The 22,441-nt window shown below is 44.6% G+C and carries 9 protein-coding genes; 6 read left to right on the top strand and 3 right to left on the bottom strand.

Translation table 11 applies throughout. From position 1 onward, the window contains the following. Window positions 1-5: 5 nt before the first annotated feature. Both VTAP4600_RS23265 and VTAP4600_RS23270 read right to left on the bottom strand, forming a co-directional pair. Window positions 6-470: a hypothetical protein gene (locus VTAP4600_RS23265; protein WP_102525085.1), complete on the bottom strand. Its 465-nt coding sequence runs from the start codon at window positions 468-470 to the stop codon at window positions 6-8. Between the two features lie 226 nt (window positions 471-696). Continuing rightward, the gene (locus VTAP4600_RS23270) at window positions 697-1,479 is read right to left on the bottom strand and encodes a helix-turn-helix transcriptional regulator (protein WP_102525086.1); all 783 of its coding nucleotides are present in this window, start codon (window positions 1,477-1,479) and stop codon (window positions 697-699) included. 277 nt (window positions 1,480-1,756) lie between these two features. Between VTAP4600_RS23270 and VTAP4600_RS23275 the strand changes: the two genes are divergently transcribed. The 6 genes from VTAP4600_RS23275 (at window position 1,757) to VTAP4600_RS23300 (ending at window position 10,733) form a co-directional block, all read left to right on the top strand. After that, window positions 1,757-2,749 (top strand): porin, encoded by a 993-nt coding sequence (locus VTAP4600_RS23275; RefSeq protein WP_102525087.1) that lies wholly within the window; start codon window positions 1,757-1,759, stop codon window positions 2,747-2,749. Between the two features lie 136 nt (window positions 2,750-2,885). Continuing rightward, the gene (locus tag VTAP4600_RS23280; protein ID WP_102525088.1) at window positions 2,886-3,323 is read left to right on the top strand and encodes a Spy/CpxP family protein refolding chaperone; all 438 of its coding nucleotides are present in this window, start codon (window positions 2,886-2,888) and stop codon (window positions 3,321-3,323) included. 293 nt (window positions 3,324-3,616) lie between these two features. After that, the gene (locus VTAP4600_RS23285) at window positions 3,617-5,569 is read left to right on the top strand and encodes a putative bifunctional diguanylate cyclase/phosphodiesterase (protein ID WP_102525089.1); all 1,953 of its coding nucleotides are present in this window, start codon (window positions 3,617-3,619) and stop codon (window positions 5,567-5,569) included. A 226-nt stretch (window positions 5,570-5,795) separates the two neighbouring features. Continuing rightward, complete coding sequence (locus tag VTAP4600_RS23290; RefSeq protein WP_102525090.1) at window positions 5,796-7,409, top strand: ABC transporter transmembrane domain-containing protein; 1,614 nt, start codon at window positions 5,796-5,798, stop codon at window positions 7,407-7,409. Further along, complete coding sequence (locus tag VTAP4600_RS23295) at window positions 7,406-9,445, top strand: ABC transporter transmembrane domain-containing protein (protein WP_102525091.1); 2,040 nt, start codon at window positions 7,406-7,408, stop codon at window positions 9,443-9,445. Before VTAP4600_RS23290 ends, VTAP4600_RS23295 begins: the two co-directional genes overlap by 4 nt. Further along, the gene (locus tag VTAP4600_RS23300; protein WP_415239692.1) at window positions 9,438-10,733 is read left to right on the top strand and encodes an HlyD family type I secretion periplasmic adaptor subunit; all 1,296 of its coding nucleotides are present in this window, start codon (window positions 9,438-9,440) and stop codon (window positions 10,731-10,733) included. The genes VTAP4600_RS23295 and VTAP4600_RS23300 overlap by 8 nt, the downstream gene beginning before the upstream one ends. A 109-nt stretch (window positions 10,734-10,842) precedes the next feature. On the opposite strand, the gene VTAP4600_RS23305 is transcribed toward VTAP4600_RS23300, so the two are convergent. Next, window positions 10,843-22,374, bottom strand: a complete 11,532-nt coding sequence (locus tag VTAP4600_RS23305) for a VCBS domain-containing protein (protein ID WP_172443214.1) — start codon at window positions 22,372-22,374, stop codon at window positions 10,843-10,845. Window positions 22,375-22,441 lie beyond the last annotated feature (67 nt).

Below are 22,441 nucleotides of genomic sequence, written 5' to 3' on the forward strand. Positions count from 1 at the left end.
TTAGATTAGTTCCTATCCAACAGAATTAACACCGCCTTACCCAATAATTGTTCAAGAAGTTTTTCATGAACTTCTGGAAAGTGCTGGCTTAATGTTTGTTCAAACCTTTCAATGCCTTGAATAGCGATGGGGGATGCTGAGTCCTTTTGTGCTTCAATTAACATTAACTGAACGGCATGACGAAATGGGAAATTGGTTTGAATACCAGAAACCCAACTGCTCAGTAGTGCTTCTTCACAGCTAAAGTCTAGCTGTTTAGCTATGATCGGAAGAATTTTCCCTTTAACGCCCACAGAAAAATGCTTATTACTTGGAAAGTAGCCTTGCAGAGTGCTTTTGGTGAGGTTGAGATCTTTTGCTAGGCGAGTATACGTGACACTTGTCCAGCCTTCAGTTAGGAACAAATGTAAGATGTGGTCGCAATATAGTTGGAACCGACGATCGCGTTCTTGGTGTGTTAAGCGTGCCATAAAATGTTCATTATAAATAATCCATACTAGGTACTATACATGCTCTAGTCTCATATCTAGTAATGAAATTCTTCTGCTCTTGAGCATGTTCAAAAAACGATGATGATTTCTTCGTTAAAGCCCAATATTCCGAACTCACGTGAGTAAAGTGGTGAAATAGCGTCATACTGAGATAGACACCCTGTCAAAAATGCTTGTTAACGGAGGCATTATAAGTGATATCCGCTTAACTCTCTTTTATCCCTAAACCATTACGTAGAGCAAATTGCACTAACTCTGTGTGGTTGTCTAAATTCAAGAGGTCAATCATGCGATACTTGTGTGATTCGATGGTTCGAGGGCTCAAGAATAGTGCTTCTGCACACTGCTTCGCGGTGTATCCCTGTGCAAGTAAAGCTAAAACACTACTTTGCTTTTTAGATAATAATAAAAGCTTTTCACTTTCGTCGGCATGGGTGGTTTCATCGTCTCGCAAACTGCGAGTCATGGTGGAATGTTGCCAATAGACTAACCACATATCGCAGAGCAATTTTATGCGGCGAATTTCTTTTTCGGTGATCTCCGGTTCTTCCGTACTGAAGCGAGAAAACGCCATCGCTCCCCATACCTGCCCAAATAACTCTAGCCGAATAATGCCATGCCAATACGCCCCTTCTTTGTGTAGTGCTTGTAGCGGAGAAATAGGGCTGGATTTTAGTGCGTGCTCATCAAACGTTTGCCATGTTTTCAAAGACCTTAGTAATTTCATGTAGTCTTGGTAATTCCCTACAACAAAGCGCTTCATCTCGAGATGAGGGGTTTGGCCTCTTGCCGCTGAGACAGTTTTGCCTTCATTTAGCAATATCATCGAGTTGGGAAACAGAGTGAGCCTATCAATCTTAAACCACTCCAAAGCCTGTTTCGCTAGCAATAGAAAGGTTTCGTTGAAGTCTTTTGGATGAGAAGTGGTCAACGTTTGATTTTGGCTGATTAAAAGCGATTCGAAATCAGGTGGAAGTGGCACAGTCATAGGGAGGTGTTACTCAAATTCTATGTCGTTCAGCACACGGTATCGCTTGTGGCATGATGATGTCAACGAACAAGCCATATTCTGGGTGAATTATTCAAAAAGCGTTCTGATAAGGAAACCACGAGTAACAATACCAAAAGCAGTAATAATACCGCATATAGAAAACACTGTTTTATTTGCAGTATTTTTACTGTATTTCAATGCCCCAGTTTCGGACAGAATAGCCTCACGTTAAGCGCATCGCTTACTGAGTCCTAAACTTAGAAAGGTAGTTGAAATGAAAAAGACAGTTTTAGCAGCATTGATTGCAGCCACCACAACGTCAGTTTTTGCTGGTGAAATTTATTCAAACGAAACATCAAACGAAACATCAAGCGTCGCATTAAGCGGTGGTGTTGATGCCTTCATGGCAACGATAGATAAGGATGGCAAATCGTCAGATTTAGAAGTAAACGCAAAAGGTTACATCAAATTAGATGCGGAACAAAAAATCTCTGAAACCCTAACTGGCTTCGCGTCTTTTGAAATTGAAAGCGGCACCGATTACACAGGTACAAACTCTGAAGCGTCATTTGATGATGTGTACGTGGGTGTTAAAACCGATCTTTGGGGGTTGGCCGCTGGTGAAGTGGGTGATTTAGCCAATTCTGCGGATGCGATTGAAAAAGACGACATTAGTAATGAAGGCAATTACATGGGTTCAGCGGGCGGCAACAGCCGTGAATCAGATGGTAATGGTTTTGTTGGTAAAGCGAACTTTGGTGCTATCACCTTTGTTGCCGATGCTTACACAGTAAAAGAACAAGACATCGACCACGCTTATGGCCTTTCTGCTGATTACCAGCACGAGATGTTCAGTGTGGGTGCCTCATTCATTACAGGTGAGAATAACTTAGGTGAAAAAGAAGAGAAATATGGCATTTCGGCTTCTGCTAGCGTTAAAGGGCTCTATTTAGCGGCAACTTACGTTGAGTTTGAAGGAAATACCCAATACGGTAGTTTCCAAACCACTGAAAGTACAAAAGGTAATACTCTTGGTTTAGCCGCTGCATATCAAATTCAGCAAGCGCGTCTTTATACTACCTACGCTGTCGCATCAATAGATAACTCCAACAGTAATAATTACGGTGATACAACAAACTGGGTTGCGGGTGCAGACTACGCAGTAACCACTAATATCACGACGTTCGTTGAATACCAAATAGCAAAAGCGGATTGGGAAGCTCACGATGCGTCAAATGTTGTAGCGGGCGTGTATTTTAGCTTTTAGTTAACGCTCTGTATTTTAGGCAGAGAGCAAGGTCAGTTGCCTATCCTGACTTTGCTATCTGTCTATTTTCAAGTTGAATGTCAACAAACTCTTTTAACGACATCTACCCTTAAACGTTTATCAAAGAGAATGAAAAATGAATTTAAAACCGCTACTTAACACATTTATGTTTAGTGCTTGCATGTTGCTGCCTTATCACAGCGTTGCGTCAGAAGTGAATCAAACTGCTCCGACACAAGTGGTAAATGAATTTGGTCAGTTAACCGTTACCCTGGGGTTAACTGATGAGCAGGAAGCTCATATCCGAACAATGATTGCAAAGCACCAGCAGAGCCAAACACCTATCGATATGAGTGAATTGCTTAGGGCAAGAAAGAAACAACTCGATTTGATGGTACAACCGGACTTCAAAGAGCAGCAATTATCTGAATTGATTGATACCTTTCAAGAAAAAGAAAAACGCTATCTGATAGAAGAAATGCGCCTAAAAAACCAAATCTACAATGTTTTAGATGACGATCAGAAAGCCGACTTCAAGCTGCTTATCGATCAGAAATTCAGTCAGTTTAATTAGACCATTAATGAGTGACTTTCTAATAACTCGACAATGTTACCGCGGATTATTTTCGATTCTTAGGTATAGAAATTAGGCTCTAACCATCAGATTGGATCTTCGGAAGTGTGAACGAGCAACCGTCTTTTTAACGCGAAACCAACCTTGCTGTATCTATACTTACTAATGCACAAGTTAGTTGATTACATAGTCACTCTGGGAATTAGGCCAATATAAAAAAGAGCCAGATCGGGTGGAAGATATTGTTTAGCTTTGGCATCCAGTCTATGGAAGTCTAGCTGGGGTATGCGTTGATGGCGTTAGGACAAAAAGACAAATTGAACCTTAGTGAAACTGATAATGAACGCTTAGAAGCAACGCGTCTATTATATGGCAATACAGTTGCTGGCTTAACGATATCAGCAATAGCAAGCACGGCGCTAGTGTTTGGCTTTGGCAACGATGTTAGCTCTGAAAAAAGTATATGGTGGGTAATAATGCTATTGGTATTAACACTTAGAGCCATTGACACCGTTCGTTATCGCCAAAAAAGTGATCAAGAATGTGTAAAAAATATTAAATTAGATCGCTACAGATTTTCGTCAGGGGTCGTGCTCACTTCGTTTATGTGGAGTGGTTACATACTGTATTTTTATCCGTTTTCTGATGCCTTAGAGTTAACATCAACAATGGTTTTGATTTCAGCAATGGCAGGTGGTGCTGCCAATATATTGTCTGGTAGCCGTGTGACTGCCATTTTCTACAGCGTTGTTTTGCTCGCTCCTTTTTCTATTTTCCTTTCTTTTTCGACTATCGCAAGCTACCAAACTCTTGGAGTATTGGGCTTGCTGTTTTGCATAGTGATGGTGCTGTCTTCCAATAAATCCGCCACATTTACATTCGAAGCAATTCGCCTCAAGTATCAGAATGTTCAGTTGTTAGAGCAGATGGAGAAAAAAGTAGAAGAACGAACCGAAGAGATCTACCGTCTATCTAATTTAGATCCTATGACCTCTTTTTTAAATCGAAAAGCCTTTATCCGAACCATAGAAAACGAATTGGCACAGCAACCCGATGACTCTTTCGCTCTCTATTTTATTGACCTCGATGGCTTTAAGCAGGTGAATGACAGTATGGGGCATGAAGTTGGAGACGGTGTTATTCGGGGAACGGCAGCAAGAATCACGAAACTCTGCCCAAACCCACTCAATAAATGCCGTTGGGGTGGGGACGAGTTTCTCGTATTCAAGAAATTAAGCAGCGTTAACCAGCCTTTGGCATTTGCGTTAGAGGTCATTGAAGAAGTCAGCAAACCTCATGTAACCTCTCAATACCGAGCAAGTGTTGGTGCAACAATCGGTATATCGATATATCCGAAACATGGCAAAGATCTCGACAGCTTAATTCAAAGTGCTGATATGGCCATGTACCAGCAGAAAAGGCACGGCAAGGGCAAGGTTAACTATTTTGATGAGTCACTTAGAATGCGTCTATTGAGAGAGCATTACTTAAGTGACCGTTTATCTGATGCCATTAGCCGTGATGAGTTACGAGTTGTATTCCAGCCCATTGTCAGATCTCATAGTGGCGAAATCACTTCGTTGGAAGCTCTGTTGCGCTGGCAGGTAGATGGGGAAGACATTTCCCCGTCCGAGCTTATTCCTATCGCTGAGCAATATGGGCTGATTTCAATTATTGGACTTTGGGTGTTAGAAACGGCATGTCGGCAGAGCTTAGAGTATCTTGAAATCAATAACCAATTGACGTTAAGCATTAATGTGTCGGTTACTCAATTGTTGGATAAGCATTTTATCGAAAAAGTAGAAGGCGTACTGTCGGGCATTGGCTTTCCTGCGAGTCAATTGAATATAGAAATTACTGAGTCGGTATTTGCCAAGGATAAAGACACCTTTTTGAAAGGAGTCAAAGCCTTACAATTGTTAGGCGCTCGAATTTCAATTGATGATTTTGGTACGGGGTATTCATCCTTGTCTAGCATGTTGGATATAGGCGTAGATATTGTAAAAATCGACAAAAGCTTTATTCACAATATGGACGATAGAGGGGTTAATATTATTCAAGCGGTTGCCCAGTTAGGGTCAACGCTGAATTTTCAAGTCATCGCTGAGGGAGTTGAAACCGCACAACAAGCGAAAAAGCTCAATGACATTGGTATCAATTTCTTACAAGGTGATTATTTTTCTATGCCAGTTGAAGCAAATGAAGTGGCGGGGCTTTTGTTTCGCGATGATATTGTTTCACGATGATGGAAAAGCCTTCAAATAGTTGAATGAAGCCTTGTGTTTAAAGAGGTCAACCTAGTGCGTTCATGCTGACTAATATCTATTAGTTTACTGCATAGAGCTGGTAGGCCTTACAAAGCGGTGAAAGTATGATATCTCGTTCAAGCAAATATATTAAAAACAGCTGCTTACTTGAAATATGTCTAACTGTATACCACCCTTAATGCATCAGAATGTATAAGGGGTAGATATGCCTGCAAATTCCTCGCTCTCGAAAGATGTGATAGCACAATCTCTGTTGCCATCATTACTCATTAACTTGCTTACTTTAGCCGTGCCTCTAACAGTATTACAAATTTACGATCGGATTCTTCCAAATCAAAGCTATGGGACGGCGTCTTTGCTCATTACAGGCGCAGTATTAGCTGTCTTGATGGAAGGTTTGTTACGATTTGTTCGAAGTTGGATATTAGCGGCAGCGGCAAGTAATACTGAGAAAACCACATTTCGTTCTGTTGTAGAGCGTATCTCATATGCGTCCTCTCAGGATATTCAAAAGTTGGGGTTGGGCGGTGTCCATGAAGGGATTGATGCAGTAACTCGAGCTAAAGAGTGGAACTCTGGAGGGGTACTTGCTGGATTTATTGACTTGCCGTTTGCATTGATCTTTTTAGGCCTAGTTGGGTATATCGGTGGTGAACTGGTTCTTGTTCCAGTGGTTGTTTGGCTGCTCACGATTGGGGTCGTCTGGTTTGCATCAAGCAATGTCAGATTACTCGGCCAACGAGCGGCTGTAAATGAGATGGAAAGGAAGACCTTTTTATCTCTATTGGTTGTTACGGTTCAAGGCGTAAAAAGGCAGGCGGTTGAATCCCGAGTTTATAGTCAATTTAAACGTTTGAATCAGGCTAAATATCTCAGCAAGGCTGAAGAGGAAAAGCAAAATGCTTTCGCTCAAGAATGTATTCAGCTGGCGGCACTCGGTACGTCTGTCATTTTGGTCATCACGGGTAGTGTGTGGGTCTTAAACGGTGAGCTTACCACTGGCGGCTTAGCTGCGTGCTCGATTTTGTCTGGTCGAGCCATTTCACCATTGAGCGCTTTGGTTGGAATTCAGGTGAAGCTTAATAGTATGCAGACAGCAAAATCTGCCATCAAGAACATCGAATTGATGGAGCCAATATTAAATGCTCCAGTATCCGATGTCGAATTCGAGTCACTCAAAATAGAGTCTGCTTCGACTCGGTTTTTGAACGGCGTATATCAAACTAAAGGTGAAATAGAAAAAGGCGACATCGTGTTGCTGCAATCGAAAGAAAGGTACGTAGACAGCAAAATGCTATCGTCTTTGGCCGGTATTGATGCCGTAATTGAAGATCACGTCTATTTAAATGGTGAGCGTTCCAGTATTTCTTCCGCAATGGCAAACAGCCGTTATTGTGGCTCAAAGGGGCAACTGATCGCTGGATCAGTGTTGGATAACTTGTGCAATTTTGATCCAAATGCGATCGACAAAGTCAGTCATTTTACTCATTCGTTAGGTCTGGATGCGGCAATCACTAAGCTTCCAGATGGGCTCGAAACACAAATAGGTCATTCCGGATCTGCACCATTTAGTATGGGGTACATCAAGTTAGCAAACTTGGTGGCATCTTTTACTTCAAGCTCACAAGTAGTGCTTCTAGACAGGCCAGACTCGTCTCTTGATATGGACGCAATGGAAAAATTAGCTCAAACCATTTTAAATGAATCAGAAAAAGGTCGAACGATCTTATTGGTTTCTTATCACCCTAAGCTTACGGCGTTGGCGAATAAAACACTGTGTGTTGAGTCAATTGTCCAAGAAACAGGAGATGCAGTATGAAAAACATAGAGCAACTCGCGTTATCTGTACTGAAAAAGCTTGAGGTGAACACCAATGTCCAGCTTTTTGCTCAGCAGTGGATTGACGAAAATGGGATAGAAGACCTAGAGGCACTGTTTGGCTTATTCGACCGTTTAGAGTTGCCTTATGCGCTGGTTCCCGATGAAAAAGCGGCTCGTTCGGTCGAGCACAAACTTGTTTTATCGGTAATAGATGACCTGCACGTAAGGATCGGAAAAATAGAGGGAAACCGTTTTTCAGCTTTGGATGATACACAGCCAGAGCGAGCAAAGTTCTTTATTCTCATCGAGGACGCCCCTAGAGAAAAAGCCAGCTCAGATTGGGTTGGTGATCGCCTGCATGCGTTTCGGCCTCTTATTCCTAAACTCTTGTTAGTGAGCTTCATTACTAACTTGTTTGCGCTAGCAATCCCTTTTATCACCATGTCTATATACGATCACGTGATCGGTGGTGACGCGCGGCATCAGCTACAGGGTATAGCCATTGGTGCAGCTCTATTATTTAGCATGATGGGCTTGTTAAGAACGTTAAGAAGCCGTGTGTTTGCGTCTGTATCTAATCGTTTGAGTCGTGAGATATCTCAGGCATTAGTGCAGAAATTATTGCGAAACCCTTATACGGTTAATCAGCAAATGGCGACGGCAGGCCAGCAAAACCAAATATTATTGGCCGATCGCTTGTCTGGGGTTTTGTCTGGGCCTCTTGGTGGTGCACTGTTCGATATTCCATTTGTGCTGCTGTTTATTTTGGCTATCGGGTTACTTGGAGGCTGGTTGGTATTGGTTCCACTTGGCGCGTTGCTAGGCTATTTTTTGTTAGCTAAGCGTTCGATTAACGTTAGTTCAAAGCGGAACATGCAATCGACTGTCGCTGGCACCAATCGGCAAAACATGTTGAATGAATTTACATCGAAATTGGCTTTTATGCGCAGCACGAAACTGCTTCCCACGTGGCTTGTTCGGTTTGAGAAGGCGAGCTTTTTGGCTTCAAAAGTCAGTTTTTCACAGGCGGTGATTCAGAGCCGATATACCTCAATGTTCTATGTAATAAACGTGTGCGCTACCCTTTCTGTTATGGGGTTAGGCATTGGGCTGATATTCGAGCAAGTGCTTACGCCTGGTGGGTTGATTGCTTCTATGATGTTGATATCTAAAGTGACCGCCCCTGCTCAGCTATTAGCAAACAGTGCTATGAGGCTCCAGTCGTTTAATCAATCTAAGTTACAGGTTAATCGAGTGCTTCAGCAAAATTCTGAGAGAGGGTTTAGTTATCAACATCATCCGTTGTTATCTACCGCACCCGGGTTCAAGCTTGAGCAAGTGACCTTGCGTTATCCGAAGCAGAGTAAACCAGCGTTAAGTGGAGTCGGGTTTGATATTGAGCCAGGGGAAGTGGTTGCGATTACCGGGCCGTCTGGTTCGGGCAAGTCGACTTTAATTGAAATTTTGGCCGGCTTGCAACCGATTCAAAATGGGCTGGTTGAGATGAATGGCGTGCACTTGAATCAATATGATCCTCAGCTTTACCGTCATTGGTGTTTTGTACGGGCAAGCTATCCTGACTTACTTACTTTATCGGTACGTGAGTGGCTAGATGATGGTCATGGTATCGACGAAGGTAACATGATTACAGCAATTGAAAGGGTTGGAGGAGGAGCTTGGTTAAGCTCTTTGGAAAACGGATTGGATACAGAGATGAGTCAAGTAATGCCCGACAGTATGTTCGAAGCATTGTCTGGGAGCACGGCACATATTCTTATTGATGCAAAAGCGATCGTTTACCCGTACCCACTTTATTTACTTGATAATCCAGTTCCAGATTGTTTCCCTCTTGCGAAAGATGTGTTTGCAGGATTCATTACCCGTAAGCGAGGCAATACGACGGTGGTGTTCTCTTCACATGATCCAGATTTGTTAAAACTGGCAGACAAGGTTGTGGTACTAAATGAAGGGACGGTTGCTTACGCAGGACCGATTGAAGCTGAACAAAGCAATGCAGAGGCGGCGAATGGATAATAACATGTATGGTGATGTGGTTGAGTCTAAGTTGATTCGGAAAACGCTTTCTGTCGCAACTTGGGCCGTCTGTTTCTGTGTGCTAGCGTTTATCGTTTGGTCGGTAACCACACAGCTCGACGAAATTGCTAAAGCGAAAGGTGCCGTGATCCCCGAGGGTGAAAAGCAGGTTATTCAAAGTGATATAGGGGGAAAGCTGCGCAGCATTTTGGTCAAAGAAGGGCAGCGAGTTGATAAGGGCCAACCTTTGGTGGAATTTGATGCGACTTTTCAACAAGCAGCGTTGGAAGAACTAAACTCTCAGCAAGTCTCTTTGCAAGTCAGTATTGAACGCATGAATTCGCTAATAGAAAGTCGAGAACCTGATTTCACTCAGTACGAAAGTAATTACCCGTTGATTGTTAGCCAACAAAGGGCTCAATTAAGTGCTCAGAAATCGGTGTACCTCAAAAAACGGATTGTCTTGGAAAAAGAAAATGAACAGTTCGCAGAGCAACTCAGTAGTGTCGAAAAAACACTGCCTTCTTATCGCAGGCAACTCGTTGCATCTCAGCAAGAGTTGTCGATACTACAAAAAGGGTTGAAGGCTGGGAATACCTCTAAACTTAAAGTGTTGCAAATGAGAGAGAAGCTTGCCGGTATCGAGCAGGAAATTGAACAAGCAAGAGGTAAGAAAGCCCTTTTGTTGAAACAAGCAGATTCTATTGAACAAAAGATCGAACAGTTATTGGCTGAAGAAAAGCTTGAAGTGAGCAATCAAGTTTCTAAAGCGGTATCTGAATTATCAGCATTAAAAGCGCGAGTGAAATCTGGCCAAGCTAAATTGACGAATACGCTGGTAAGCTCCCCTTTACAAGGCCTAGTTCAGAGTATTCCAAGCACTAGAATCGGCGCGGTGATACAACCCGGTGGAACCGTTGTTGAAATTGTTCCTATAGGGGGCAAGGCAAGCTTTAAAGCCAAGCTTTCTCCGAGAGATATTGGTTTTGTTACTGAAGGACAAAATGCAAGAATTAAGGTTGATGCCTTTGATTACAGCCGTTTCGGGGCGTTGAAAGGTACGGTCGAGAGTATTTCACCGACAACCAGTCAAAATCAGAAAGGCGACATATATTATGAGGTGATCATTGCCGTAGATAAGCCTTATTTTCGTGATAACGCAGAGAAGTTTGCCATCTTACCAGGCATGACTGGGGAAGTAGACATCACGACTGGCGAGAAATCCGTGTTCCAGTATTTGTGGAAGCCTATTTTTACAAATGTAAGCGTCGCATTTGGTGAACGCTAAGCAGAAAGCACTGTTTAAAATTTAGCTGAATTAAAAAAGGAACGCGTGATGCGTTCCTTTTTATTCCCCTGTAGTTAGTGTCAACCTAGGGGCCGTATATGATGGCTGACTAGTTGTTGGGATCAAAGTCATTCATATTGTTTAGATCATCATGTTGAGGGTTATTCTGTTGGTCATGGTCATGGTCATGCTGTTGAGAGCCGTGTTCAAGAGCATCTGATGCGTCGGCATCCTGAGCAGTATGGAATGCGCCGTGTGTTTCATCTGACTGAGCAAAAACCAAGTCCATATCTGCCGGAGCGGATTGCGGCTGTACGTTTTCATCACCGAGTTTATCCGAATGAATCCCTAACGCTTGGAGGTAGGCAGATGCCCCCGTTGGTTGCAGATCAGTGCTTGCCCGACTAGCGACATTGTCAGTCATTAAAGACAAGTCTTCGATGGTCTGTGGGTCTGGCTCATCGGCCTGAGTTGGAACTGGCGGCGGAGGAGCTGCATTGACATGAGCGGTGATCTGTTGTGAAACTTCGGCGGTATCAGTTCCGTCATGGCTGATAGCTTTTACTTGAATGTCAAAGTTACCGGAGTAATTTGCGGGCGGTGAAAGCGTTAAGTTGGTTAGATCAGCTTGGGCAATGGTCCATATGCCAAGGTGTTCATGGCCGGCAGACAGAGTAGTGCCAGTTGGTAATCCAGACACTTCTACCGTTAAGGTTTCTGAGGTATCAGGGCTGCTGACGTTAATATTAAGAGCAAGATCGGTATTCTCTAGCCCCTGTATATCCATACTATCGAGTGGTGAAGTTAAATCGCCCACGTGCTTGGTAAATACCATGGTAGGGGTGTCTGCATTTGCTGTGATATGGATAGCCATGCTGCTATCAACATTTACGTGACCATCTGTCACCGAATATGAAAGGCGAAGATTACCGCTGAAATTAATATCTGGATGAATGACCCAATGGTCGCCCTGCGGTGTGATTGTGCCGCCTCCAATAAGATGTAAGTTCGTCACATCGAGAGAATCTTTGCTGTCTGAATCTTGAAGGTTAGCGAGAAGATCCGCTTTGCTAATCGTGAGCAGACTGTCTTCACCAGTAGTTGCGGATATTGGGTGCCCGACGACGGGAACATCGTTTGTTCCAATGATCGCCAATTTCATGGTTTGTTCCACACTGTGTCCATTTGTATCGGTGGCAATCACAATGATACTTTCTTCTAACCGCTCTCCCTGTGCCAAAGACTGGACACTAGGATCTTGATTATGATCGGTGTATTCCCAACTACCGTCTGGGTGAAAAGTTAGGTCACCGTAGAGTGGCATGCTGCCAGGTTTTAGAGCCCAGGTGACGCCAGTCGCAACTTTAACATCATGGACTAACAAGTCTAACAATCCATGAGAGCTGAGTACTTTGTCTTCTGTGACAACGGATTCGGATGCGCCGAAAATTTGAGGGCCTGTTTTTCCATCGCCAATATGAACCGATAAAGTTTCTGTTCTGCTTGCTCCTGTTGAGTCGGTGACTCGTAGAATAACACTTTCCGTGTGAATTTTACCTGAGGCGATCTCTTGATTCATGTGCGTACGTTCGGGGCCACTATGACTCAGAGTGAAATTCCACTTACCGGATGACTCAATATCGAAATATCCGATTCCTTGGACGTTGATTTTCTCATTATGAGTATCAGATATGTTCAGTTGATGAGCGACTCCGCCTTTATCGATGTACTCGACAAGCAAGGTATCGCCTTGATCGGCATCATTAATATCAATATAGCCATAAGAGTGAGTTTTAGTCTGAGAGCCAGTAGTCACTGAACGAGATATTTCAAAAGTCCCGGTGAGCGTTGGAGCGTCATTGGTTCCGTGAATACCTATGTTGAGTACTGCATGTTTGATGTCGCCATGTGGGTTGGTGTACGTAACAAAGAAGTTATCAGTAAGGGTTGCTGATGCCCCCAGAGTTTGGATACCTGAATCTGTATTGTCCAGTTGATAGTGATAGCTACCGTCAGCGTTGATCTGAAGTGATCCGTAATTACCTTGAAGTAGCCCCGTGCTTGTAATCAAGTTAAAGCTATTAGGAGTGAATAGACTACCTGCAGCAGAAGTTTTCGTATCCTCCGCTATGTGTTCAGGTGCAATCAAGGTCGACAGGTCTGCCGACACAATAATGTGCCTTTGAACTTGTGCGTTGTCTCCGGTCGCCGTAGCAGAAACTTCCGCATGAACGCTATAGGCGTTGTCTCCGATTTGGCTAATTTCTGCCGAAGGTACTGTTAGCTGCCAATGATTCTGCTGAACTTGTGTCGTGTAATGATGACCTGCCAGAGTCACAGATACAATGTCACCGTCAGCGACATGAGTTGTTGAACCTTCAATGAGAACATCTTGGCTGTGTTCTTGGTGATCGACCCAATCATCATGGGCAACAGGGGCAATCGTGATGGTTGGTTTAGCAGTATCAATGGTAACGAGATGGTTGATGATACCGAACGTGCCGTCTGCATGCTTGGTGTATACCATTAAATTGTAATGGCCATCGGCTCTGTCAATATTGCTCGCATCTAAGGCCCATTGCCCATTTTTATCCGCAATGGCGGTGAGCCCATGGAGCAAACTAGAACCAGAGACGAGAGCACCAGGCACCGCAGTGCCATGTACGATAAGGCGTCCGTCACTGGTGATAAAATCAGTACTGCTGGTGCCGGTATCATGAGAAAGATGTGTGATTGCAAGCGGTGGATTGATATCCACAATGCCATGCACATCAACCCGATTGGTGCCATCAGTGACTTGATAATCAACTGCAACATCTTGTCCAACAAAACCAGCAGTCGGTATAAACTGATAGCTGCCATCTGGATTAGGCGAAAAGCTGCCATGTGCAGAATGCAGCGAGCCAACGACAACCGAAAGGCTTGATGCCATAGTATCTACATCAGTGACAGTTGATAACAAAGTCGATGCTTGAATGATTCTTGGTGTGCCTGCCTCTGCAGCACCGAAATCAGTCAGAACGGCAGTTGGTGCGGTATCGCTACCAATTAACGTGACGCTTAGCTGTTTCTCTGTTCCGTCTACTGATTTTACTGTAACAACGTCTGTTGCATTATGACCTTGAGTGAGGGCTAAGGCGCTTCTATTGGGTGTGAATTCCCAGTGGCCGTTTTCCGCTATCGTAAATTCTCCGTGAGTACTTGGAAGAACCTGCGCCACAAAATGTGCGTCCCTACTGTCGGTATCGGTAATCGTTAGCTGCCCTATTACGGAGGTTACTTCGTCTGTCTGGACTTGGTTGATGCCTGTGATGATGGCATTGGGTACTGGGCGTGTCGGGTCTAAGATTAAGCTTTGGAAATGACTGTCTGTTGCTGTAGTGCCGTCAGGTCCTTGCGTTGTAACAGTTAAACCAATATGCATGTTTTGTTTGTTACCGCCAGGCAGTTGAGCCGTCAGTGTTGTCATGGACCAGTCTTTGATATCCAACATTTCTGTTGGGCCAGTAACAGTATGAGTATGGCCGTGTTTGTCTTCGAGTATCGTACCTTTAATTAAACCTGTTAGGGTAATGCGTGTGACAATATCATCGCTGTCTTGTGGTGGGGTAACATTGGGGTTTAGATGGATCAGTGCATCGGTATTTGGAATTGCCACGCTGGCATCCACTAGAGTAGCGTGTGCTTGAACATCGGCCGTTGCTGTAATTTGGTGATGCCCCGTGGTGTCTACGAACTGGCCTGCAGCGTTTGCCCTGACGTCGATAACCAAACCGGTATCTTTATCTACGACGGTAGAGAGTGGGGCTGACTTGAGTTGGGCTGCAGTAACAGGCACGTTTGCCAAAGACACACTGAAAATTTGACCATGAAACGCATCTGCGCGACTGAATCCATGATCAACATGCGAGCCGGTTTCTAGGTTGTAATGATCTTGGTCATTACCGACAGCGAGTATCCCATTACCTGTTAAATGGTAACCCTGAGCGACTGGCCCTGAGTGGCTCCATTTTGAGTTGCCGTCAACCAGGAGTTCCAAGTGCCCGGTACTAGACGACCAAAGAACAGAATAACGATGAGTTTGACCATCTGTGGCGCTGATGCCTGTTTTATATTCGTGGCCGTCAATTCGGATTGTTAGGTCAGTGGGGTTCCAAACGTAGAATAAGTCTTGGCTAGTACCTGCAACGCCATAACTGACGAAAGTAGGGCCATTAATCCCGGCAGGAGGAGCAGTAGGGCCACCAATGATATTGAACTCCACAGCAAGGTTATCAATATTACCACCTGTTTGAAGCTGTCCGTTATTGGTCATTCCGCCACTGCTATTGGCCGAGAATTGCAGGACTTGTTGCTCGGTTGTAAAGCTTAATTGCGCATTCGCTTTGTCTGTAATCGGATCTACTGCTATAGCCATTATGTTATTGATCGTTGATTGCCCATCGGTCAAGTTATAGTGGATGTCGGCAGTACCTTTGAAGTTGGATCCAGGGGTAAACGTCCATGTGCCGTCATGGTTGTCAATAATATTACCTTGGCTTGGATCGACACTAAGTGAGTTGACGTGTAATGCATCTCCGTCAAGGTCACTTGCACCTGATAGTAATTGACTTTCTGTAATGATTAATCCGCCTGTAATATCCTCAGTCGTATGTGCGGAGGTTGGGCCAGTCACAACTGGTACATCGTTGACATTATCGACGGTTAACTGCGCTGACGCTTGTTGGGAGTCACTGATACCATCATTTACGGTGTACCCAAATTGCACTGTGTTTGTTCCGGTTGTATGGAAGTTAGCTGTTGGTCGGAATATCAGGTTCGCGATATCACCACGACTGATATCTTGATTGGCAGATATTACTTGCCCGTTAAGAAGCATTCTTCCCTCTAGTACATCGGGGAGAGAGGAAATGGTGATGTGGTCAAGCTTGTCTGAACTGTCTTTATCCGTAAAGCCAAAATCGGCAACGCTAAATTGGTAATCAGCATCTTCGGTTGCCGTAATGACTTGGGCTGTGATGCTCGGTTGATCGTTACTTCCGTACACTACTGCAGTAAGTAATTGAGTTGTACCATCGGCGCTATGTACGGTAATCGTGTCGATGATTTTTTCACTGGCAGCGAGTTGATCGATAGTAGGACTATTAGTATTCGCTCTGAAATACCATTCGCCAGAGGCATGGAGAATAAATTCCCCTATATGTTTATCCCCGTCAACCCATACACCGTATGAGGTCGCATTACTATTACTGGTATTTTTCCCTGTCGGGATAAAGTAATTTTGGCCTGAGTCTAGATCATGAATTGACAAGTTCATCTGATCAGAAGACACCATATGGCTGCGACTAACATGAATATCCTCGGTTATATGAGTTCTCCCATCAGTATTGGTTTGGCCGCTGATTTGAGCTGCATCATTAGTGCCTGTGACCGTAATGGTTGCGCTTTGAGCAAGATGTCCACCGTGGCTATCCTCAACGTTGTAGGTAACTGTGATGGTTTCAGACTCTCCGTCGGAAAGATGTTGGAATTGAGTGGCGTTGCTATTGACGATTAATGTATGTCCATCGCGAGCTAAAGTGAGAAATGACGGTATTGCCGTGGAAACCGAGCCTGAGCCAATTTGATAGGCAAGGTTGCCAATAGAGAGAACATCGCCAGAGTCGGGATCGGTTGCACCATCCAGTAAGTTAATTGCACCCATTCCAGAGTCTTCAGCTTTTGTCCCTGAGACACTTGAGGCCACAGCGGGTGGAGCGTTCACAAATAGAGATACAGCTTGAGTGGTTGATTGGCTTTCACCTCCTGCGGAGGCGGTTGCGGTTACGCTAAAGTGCAAATCGCCATGGAAACTCGGATCTTTAAGATCTAATTCGAGTCCATTCAAATCTGATTTATGCAACACCCATAGTTTAGCTCGGGCATCGTGTGTTCCATGATTGAGAACAGCATTATCTGGCAGGCCGCTGATTTTTATCAGCATATCTTCTGTATCACCCCCAGTGTCAGCACTGTCAACATTGAGCGTCAGTGCCATTAGCGTGCCTTGCTGTGCATCGGGAGCTGTGGCTGTCAGTACTGGGCTGTCGACAGAGCCTTGAATGGTGATAGTTATGTTTCGAGTGACTTGTGTACCATCTGTTGAGGTAGAAGTGACGGGGATCACTTCGGTTAATGTTTGGTGGATACCAAGAGCGTTTACTACAGGGTTGGTGTTATCCAAGGTGTAGTGATAATGCCCATTGCCATCGAGTGAGAAGTGTCCGTATTGGGTTCCGTGATCAGTTTGAGTGACAAAGTGAGCGGTATCCCCGCTGTCTATATCTGAAGTCCTTAGCTCACCATTGACCGTCGTTTGTCCGCTGTCTTCTTTCAATTCAGCATACATTCCCGCGGGAGTGACGTTATCTACGGTAGTGCCCTGAACGTTGACCACCATTTCGGAAGATTTCTGTCCAGCGCCATTTTCTATATGTAAGGTATGAGAACCGTCAGGTAAATGATCGCCTGCGACTTCCCAGTGGCCATTGTTATCGACAATAATTGAAGCGAGTTGGGTATGGCCATCCATGATATGGATCGTTTCACCGGGAGTACCTGAACCACTATACGCGGCATGGCCAATCCGTAAGTTCTCATAAGTGTGATAGTAAAGATAATCGACTTCACTACCGCCACCAGTACATACTCGGTTGACGATGCCGATGGTTTGATGACCTGCGCTGTCTTCGAAAACAACGACACCACCAGACCATGCGTTACCGTGGCCGCTAGCGCCACCTGAACCGGTGTTTATTGTATCTGGAATGCCATTTTGAGCCCACCAGTCATGGCTGTTTACTCGGTTATAGCCTCCGGGGCCACTATGTGCGGTAGATGTCGTGGCAGGGTGCGTGACCCAGTTATGATCTGATCCAGGTTTATATAGACCAACTAACTTAATACCAGAGCTGGCTCCGGTTTTATCTGTTCCCCACCGTTGTGCATTTTCTGCATCAGTAGGCGCGATGTCGATATTGGCTCCAGTTGGGTCGGAGATGACGTTCACATCTTGAAGCTTTAGAGCTGGAGAGGTATTTGCAGGCGCAGCATGAGCCGATTCAATGATTGGCTTATCGTTTGATCCTTTGATTGTTATACCAATGGTTTGAGTGTGGCCATCACTTGCGGTGAATGTGTAATGATCGAGAACTGATGGGTTGTCTGGGTCTAAATGCTGAACCTTGCTTTCATCTAGAGTATAAGTCCACTTTCCATTGACCATTTGAATATCGCCGTAGGTGGTCGCTGTCGATGAAAGGTAGGGGAAACTTGGGTTGTCACCGGCATCAGGATCGGTAATAAAAAGCTGGCCACTTGTCGTAACGTTATCACTGAGGTTTCCTTCTACTATTGAGTCAGAGTTATCTCCGGTAACAACAGAGGCATCGCCCACGGGAGCAATGTGTAGAGTGTTGGTCGCTTGTGCTGAATCAAGACGCCCATCGCTAACGGAATACTTGAACGATACGTCGCCATTAAAGTCTTGAGCGGGCACAAATTGCAGCTTGATAATATCTGCGGTTGTGATGCGCTGGCCTGACACTACATCATGCCCGTCGAAAACAAATTTACCTTGATTTGCTGGTGGTAAATCAGTTAATACAATAGAGTGCAATTGGTCACCGCTATCGACGTCAGTAAATCCAAATTGGCTAGCCTGCATTTGATACTGAGTATCTTCTATCCCATCGGTTAATGCGACTTTGATGGCGGCAGGAGCGTCATTAGTTCCTATTACGTCAATATGCAATTCGTAAGCAGTGCCGTCATAACTGTGTACTCGGTAAACAACCGTTTCGACTTGCCCTTGAGCTAGCCGTTGAAGGTTGGCATTATCGACGCTATATCCCCAGCTTCCTGAATTGTCTATTCGCAGCATCCCGGCAAATGGATCATGCACGGCAGATTCGCCAAATTGACTGTATTGAAATTTATTTTGCCCACTATCCGGGTCAATAACGTTAAGTTGCCCGTTGGCAAGTTCTGTGGTTCTACCGTTGTTATGGCTGCTGTGTGATCCATCTTCGGTGACATTTTCTGTGGATGCGACCGAGACAATTGCAAGGTCGTTGCTCCCTTGAACGTTAATTTGTACGCGCTGTGTTGTTTGAGAACCGTCGGTAGACACTGCAGTAATATCAAACCCTTCAGCGTGGATCTGACCAGCACGAAGAGAGTCAGCTTTGTGTGGATCTAAGTTGTAATGCCAATGCCCATTTGTGTCGACATGCAATGTGCCATAGTGACCGATGGTGTCACCAGCTTTGAAAGAAACGGTATCTTGATTATCCAGATCGTGGGCATTAAATGTCCCTGATACGGAAGTGGTTACATCTTCTATGGCTTTGCCCAACGGTGAGGAAAGGGCATTAGGCGTGTCAATGACAACATGGTCATCTGTGCCATTGATTGTTGCAGTTAGAGGAATGCGAGTCCCGTCAACAGTGATTAATGTGATGCTGTCGGTAAGGGAGTCTCCGTGACTTAAACCTTGTACTTCCGAATGGGTATTGTTGGCCGTATAGCTCCATTTATCGTGTCCATCTGTACCGTGAGTGAAGTTAAATGTGCCATGAGCACCGGCTAGGTTCATTGCAAAGTTTACTGGCACTGCGTGTTGTACGCCATTGACCTCAATGTGAGTAACCTTGGCCTCTGTCGTTGCGTCTACGTCTTTAATATCGAGATTATTCCATCCTGACCATAAATCTGTATTGCTGCCCAATTTGAGTTGATCTTCGGTGACCGTATTGGATGAAAGTGAAGCCTCAAGCGTTGCTGAATCGTTACTAGCCGAGAGAGTAGTAGTGGCATCTGCGTGGGTCACCCCTCCATGCCGGTCAAGCACATCATAGCTAAACTTAACCTGGCCATTGTAATCAGGATTTGGCCGGAAGGTGAATGATCCATCACGGTTGTGGGTTACAGTTCCGTTATCTGCGAGCACAGAATCTACATGAAGTAGGCCTTGATCATTGGCGTCTATATCACTTGCACCTGTAAGCAATTGAGCTTGAGTAATACGGATAGAATTATCTTCGGATCCAGGCGGGATGGCTCGGCTACCAGTGACCGTTGGTGTATCATTGGTTCCAGTAATGGTGATTTGTAATTCTTGAGCGGTTCCATCTAATGTGTGTATTGTCACTCTATCTAAACAAGATTGGCCTTGGCCTAGTGTTTGAACTTGTGTGATGTTGTTGTCCAGTTGATAGTGCCAATCACCATCAGAGGTAACGATTACTCTTGCTCCTAGAGATGATGTATAACCAATACCTGCAATGTTATGGGCATGTAATATAGGGTCAAAATGCGCCTCTCCCATATCCGCGTCGGATACTTTCATATGGCCATTAAATAAAAGCCATTGCATGCCATAAATTTGATCTTCAGTTAACGTTGCACTGGTGGTGCCCGTGATGACGGCTGCGTCATTCGTACCGTCAATTAAGATGGATATTTGGTGTGGAGTACCGTCATTAGATTGTATGTTTATGAAGTCATTAACATGCTGATGTTGAGAGAGTTGCTGAAGTTTTTGGTCATTGTTATTGAGTTGGTAAGTCCATTCGCCAGTGTCTTTAAGGTGTAGCACGCCAAAAGCCCCTTGAATATCTGTATCAGAAAAATGGGCTTGGTTATGGTCGATATCGGTAATAGTGAGTTGACCAGTTGCAGATATCACTTTGTCTTCTGTTAAATGAGCGGAGCTCGTACCACCGATGGTGGCCGAGTCATTCGTCCCTACAATGGTGACTGATATTTCATGTGTGGCAGTCCCATCAAGAGATGTGACGGTGTGTTTCTCTATAAGAGTTTCGCCAGCGGCTAAGGCTTGAACTTTGGGATTATTCGGATCTATTTGGTAGTCCCAACTGTAACCTTTTACGGTAAAAATTCCACCAAGGGGTGTTTTTGCGGTTTCATCGGTCAAGAAAGTTTGTTGATGTAATTGACCTCGATCGTCAACATCCTGAACATCTACTCGACCTGATGCTCTTAATAAACCAAGTTGGTCGATGTTGCTTGCATTGTCTTCTGTAATCGTTAGATGCGATCTTCCCACATCAAGAATGGCTGCATTATCGTTATCACCAATCAATGTGAGAGTAATGGTTTTAGAACTCCCATCAATAGCGTGAACGGAAAAGGATTCAGTTATATGTTCTCCTTGAGCAAGCTCATCAACCGTTTGCCCCTCGCTTGGTGCCAGTTGATACTGCCAATGCCCAGTTGAATCTAGTGATATTGAACCATAATGTCCCATTTGATTGTGAATAGGTTGGAATTGATTGGTTTGGCCATGATCCATATCTTGAGATGTCAGAGTCCCAGAAAGGGTTCTTGCATGTTGGAGTGTAGCGAGGTCGTGTTTGTTCGTGTCAAATAGAGCATTTTCATTAAACGTCTTGGTGACATCCCCTGAAATCACCGCCGCATCATTCGTCCCGTTCACGGTGATCGTGACTTGATGTTGCGTGCCATCCACTGATTGAACGGTGATGGTGTCAGTTGCTGTTGCGCCTTTGGCAAGCGCTTGAACCGTTGGGTTACGGTTATCTAGATCGTAACGCCAAGCCCCGTTGTCTGTGAGGTGTAGGGTACCGAGTGAGCCTGCAATGTTAATGTCGGAGAAATGCGCTTCGCCCGTATCGGTATCGGTGATATTTAATTGACCTGATGTGGTTAGCGCTGTTTCTTCAGTGACCGCCCCAGAATGAGTGCCAGAAATCACCGCTGAGTCATTTGTCCCGTTCACGGTGATCGTGACTTGATGTTGCGTGCCATCCACTGATTGAACGGTGATGGTGTCAGTTGCCGTTGCGCCTTTGGCAAGCGCTTGAACTGCAGGGTTGCTGCTATCCAGATCGTAAACCCAAGTTCCTTTACTGTTTAGGTGAAGTACCCCCAAATTTCCATGAACAACTCTACTTGCAAACAAGGCTTCGCCAACATCAGGGTCGATGATACTTAGTGTGCCAGATACTGTTAACTGGGTGTCCTCAGTGACTGTCCCTGAATCTATACCTCCAATATGAGCCTGATTACTGCTTAAGATAGAAGGAGAATTCTGAGTACTGGGATGGATAGTTGGTTGAGCGGTGGTTGGCGCAACAGTCGAAACTGGTGTCGTAGAATTGGTCGCTGGGCTACCAGTACCTATAGAGGGGAAACTAGTAGCAAGGTGATGGGAAGATTGTACTTTGTTATTCGAACTAACGTTGTGTTGATCTTCTGAAGCCAGTGCCTGAGTTCTAGGGTGTTCTACTTGGGAGGCTTGTTGAGCAAGGGCGGCATGGCTTGATGGTTTAACCTCTTCAGAAAGGCTTGTAGCTATCGACTCGGAATGTTGAGAGTCCGCATTAGGATTTGGAGTTTGACTACTTTCATCGTGAATAGCGGAATCGGGCTCATTGATAAACGTAGCAGCTTGGAATGACGGTAAAACTAGCATCAAAGGTGATCTCAACGGGATGTTGAGGCGGCTAGGTCCAGTTTGGCGAATTTTGTGCAAACGTAACTTACGTTTTTCGCTTAATGAACTGTGCCTTTTGTCTTGATGTTTCTTACTGCGTGTTTTCTCTACGTTCTTTGACATACTGTTTTCCATCAACCAGTTTTATATCTTGCTAATAGTTAAGTACAGGAATCATAAAGACGCTAGC

It is taken from the genome of Vibrio tapetis subsp. tapetis (genome assembly GCF_900233005.1).
Classification (GTDB): domain Bacteria; phylum Pseudomonadota; class Gammaproteobacteria; order Enterobacterales; family Vibrionaceae; genus Vibrio; species Vibrio tapetis.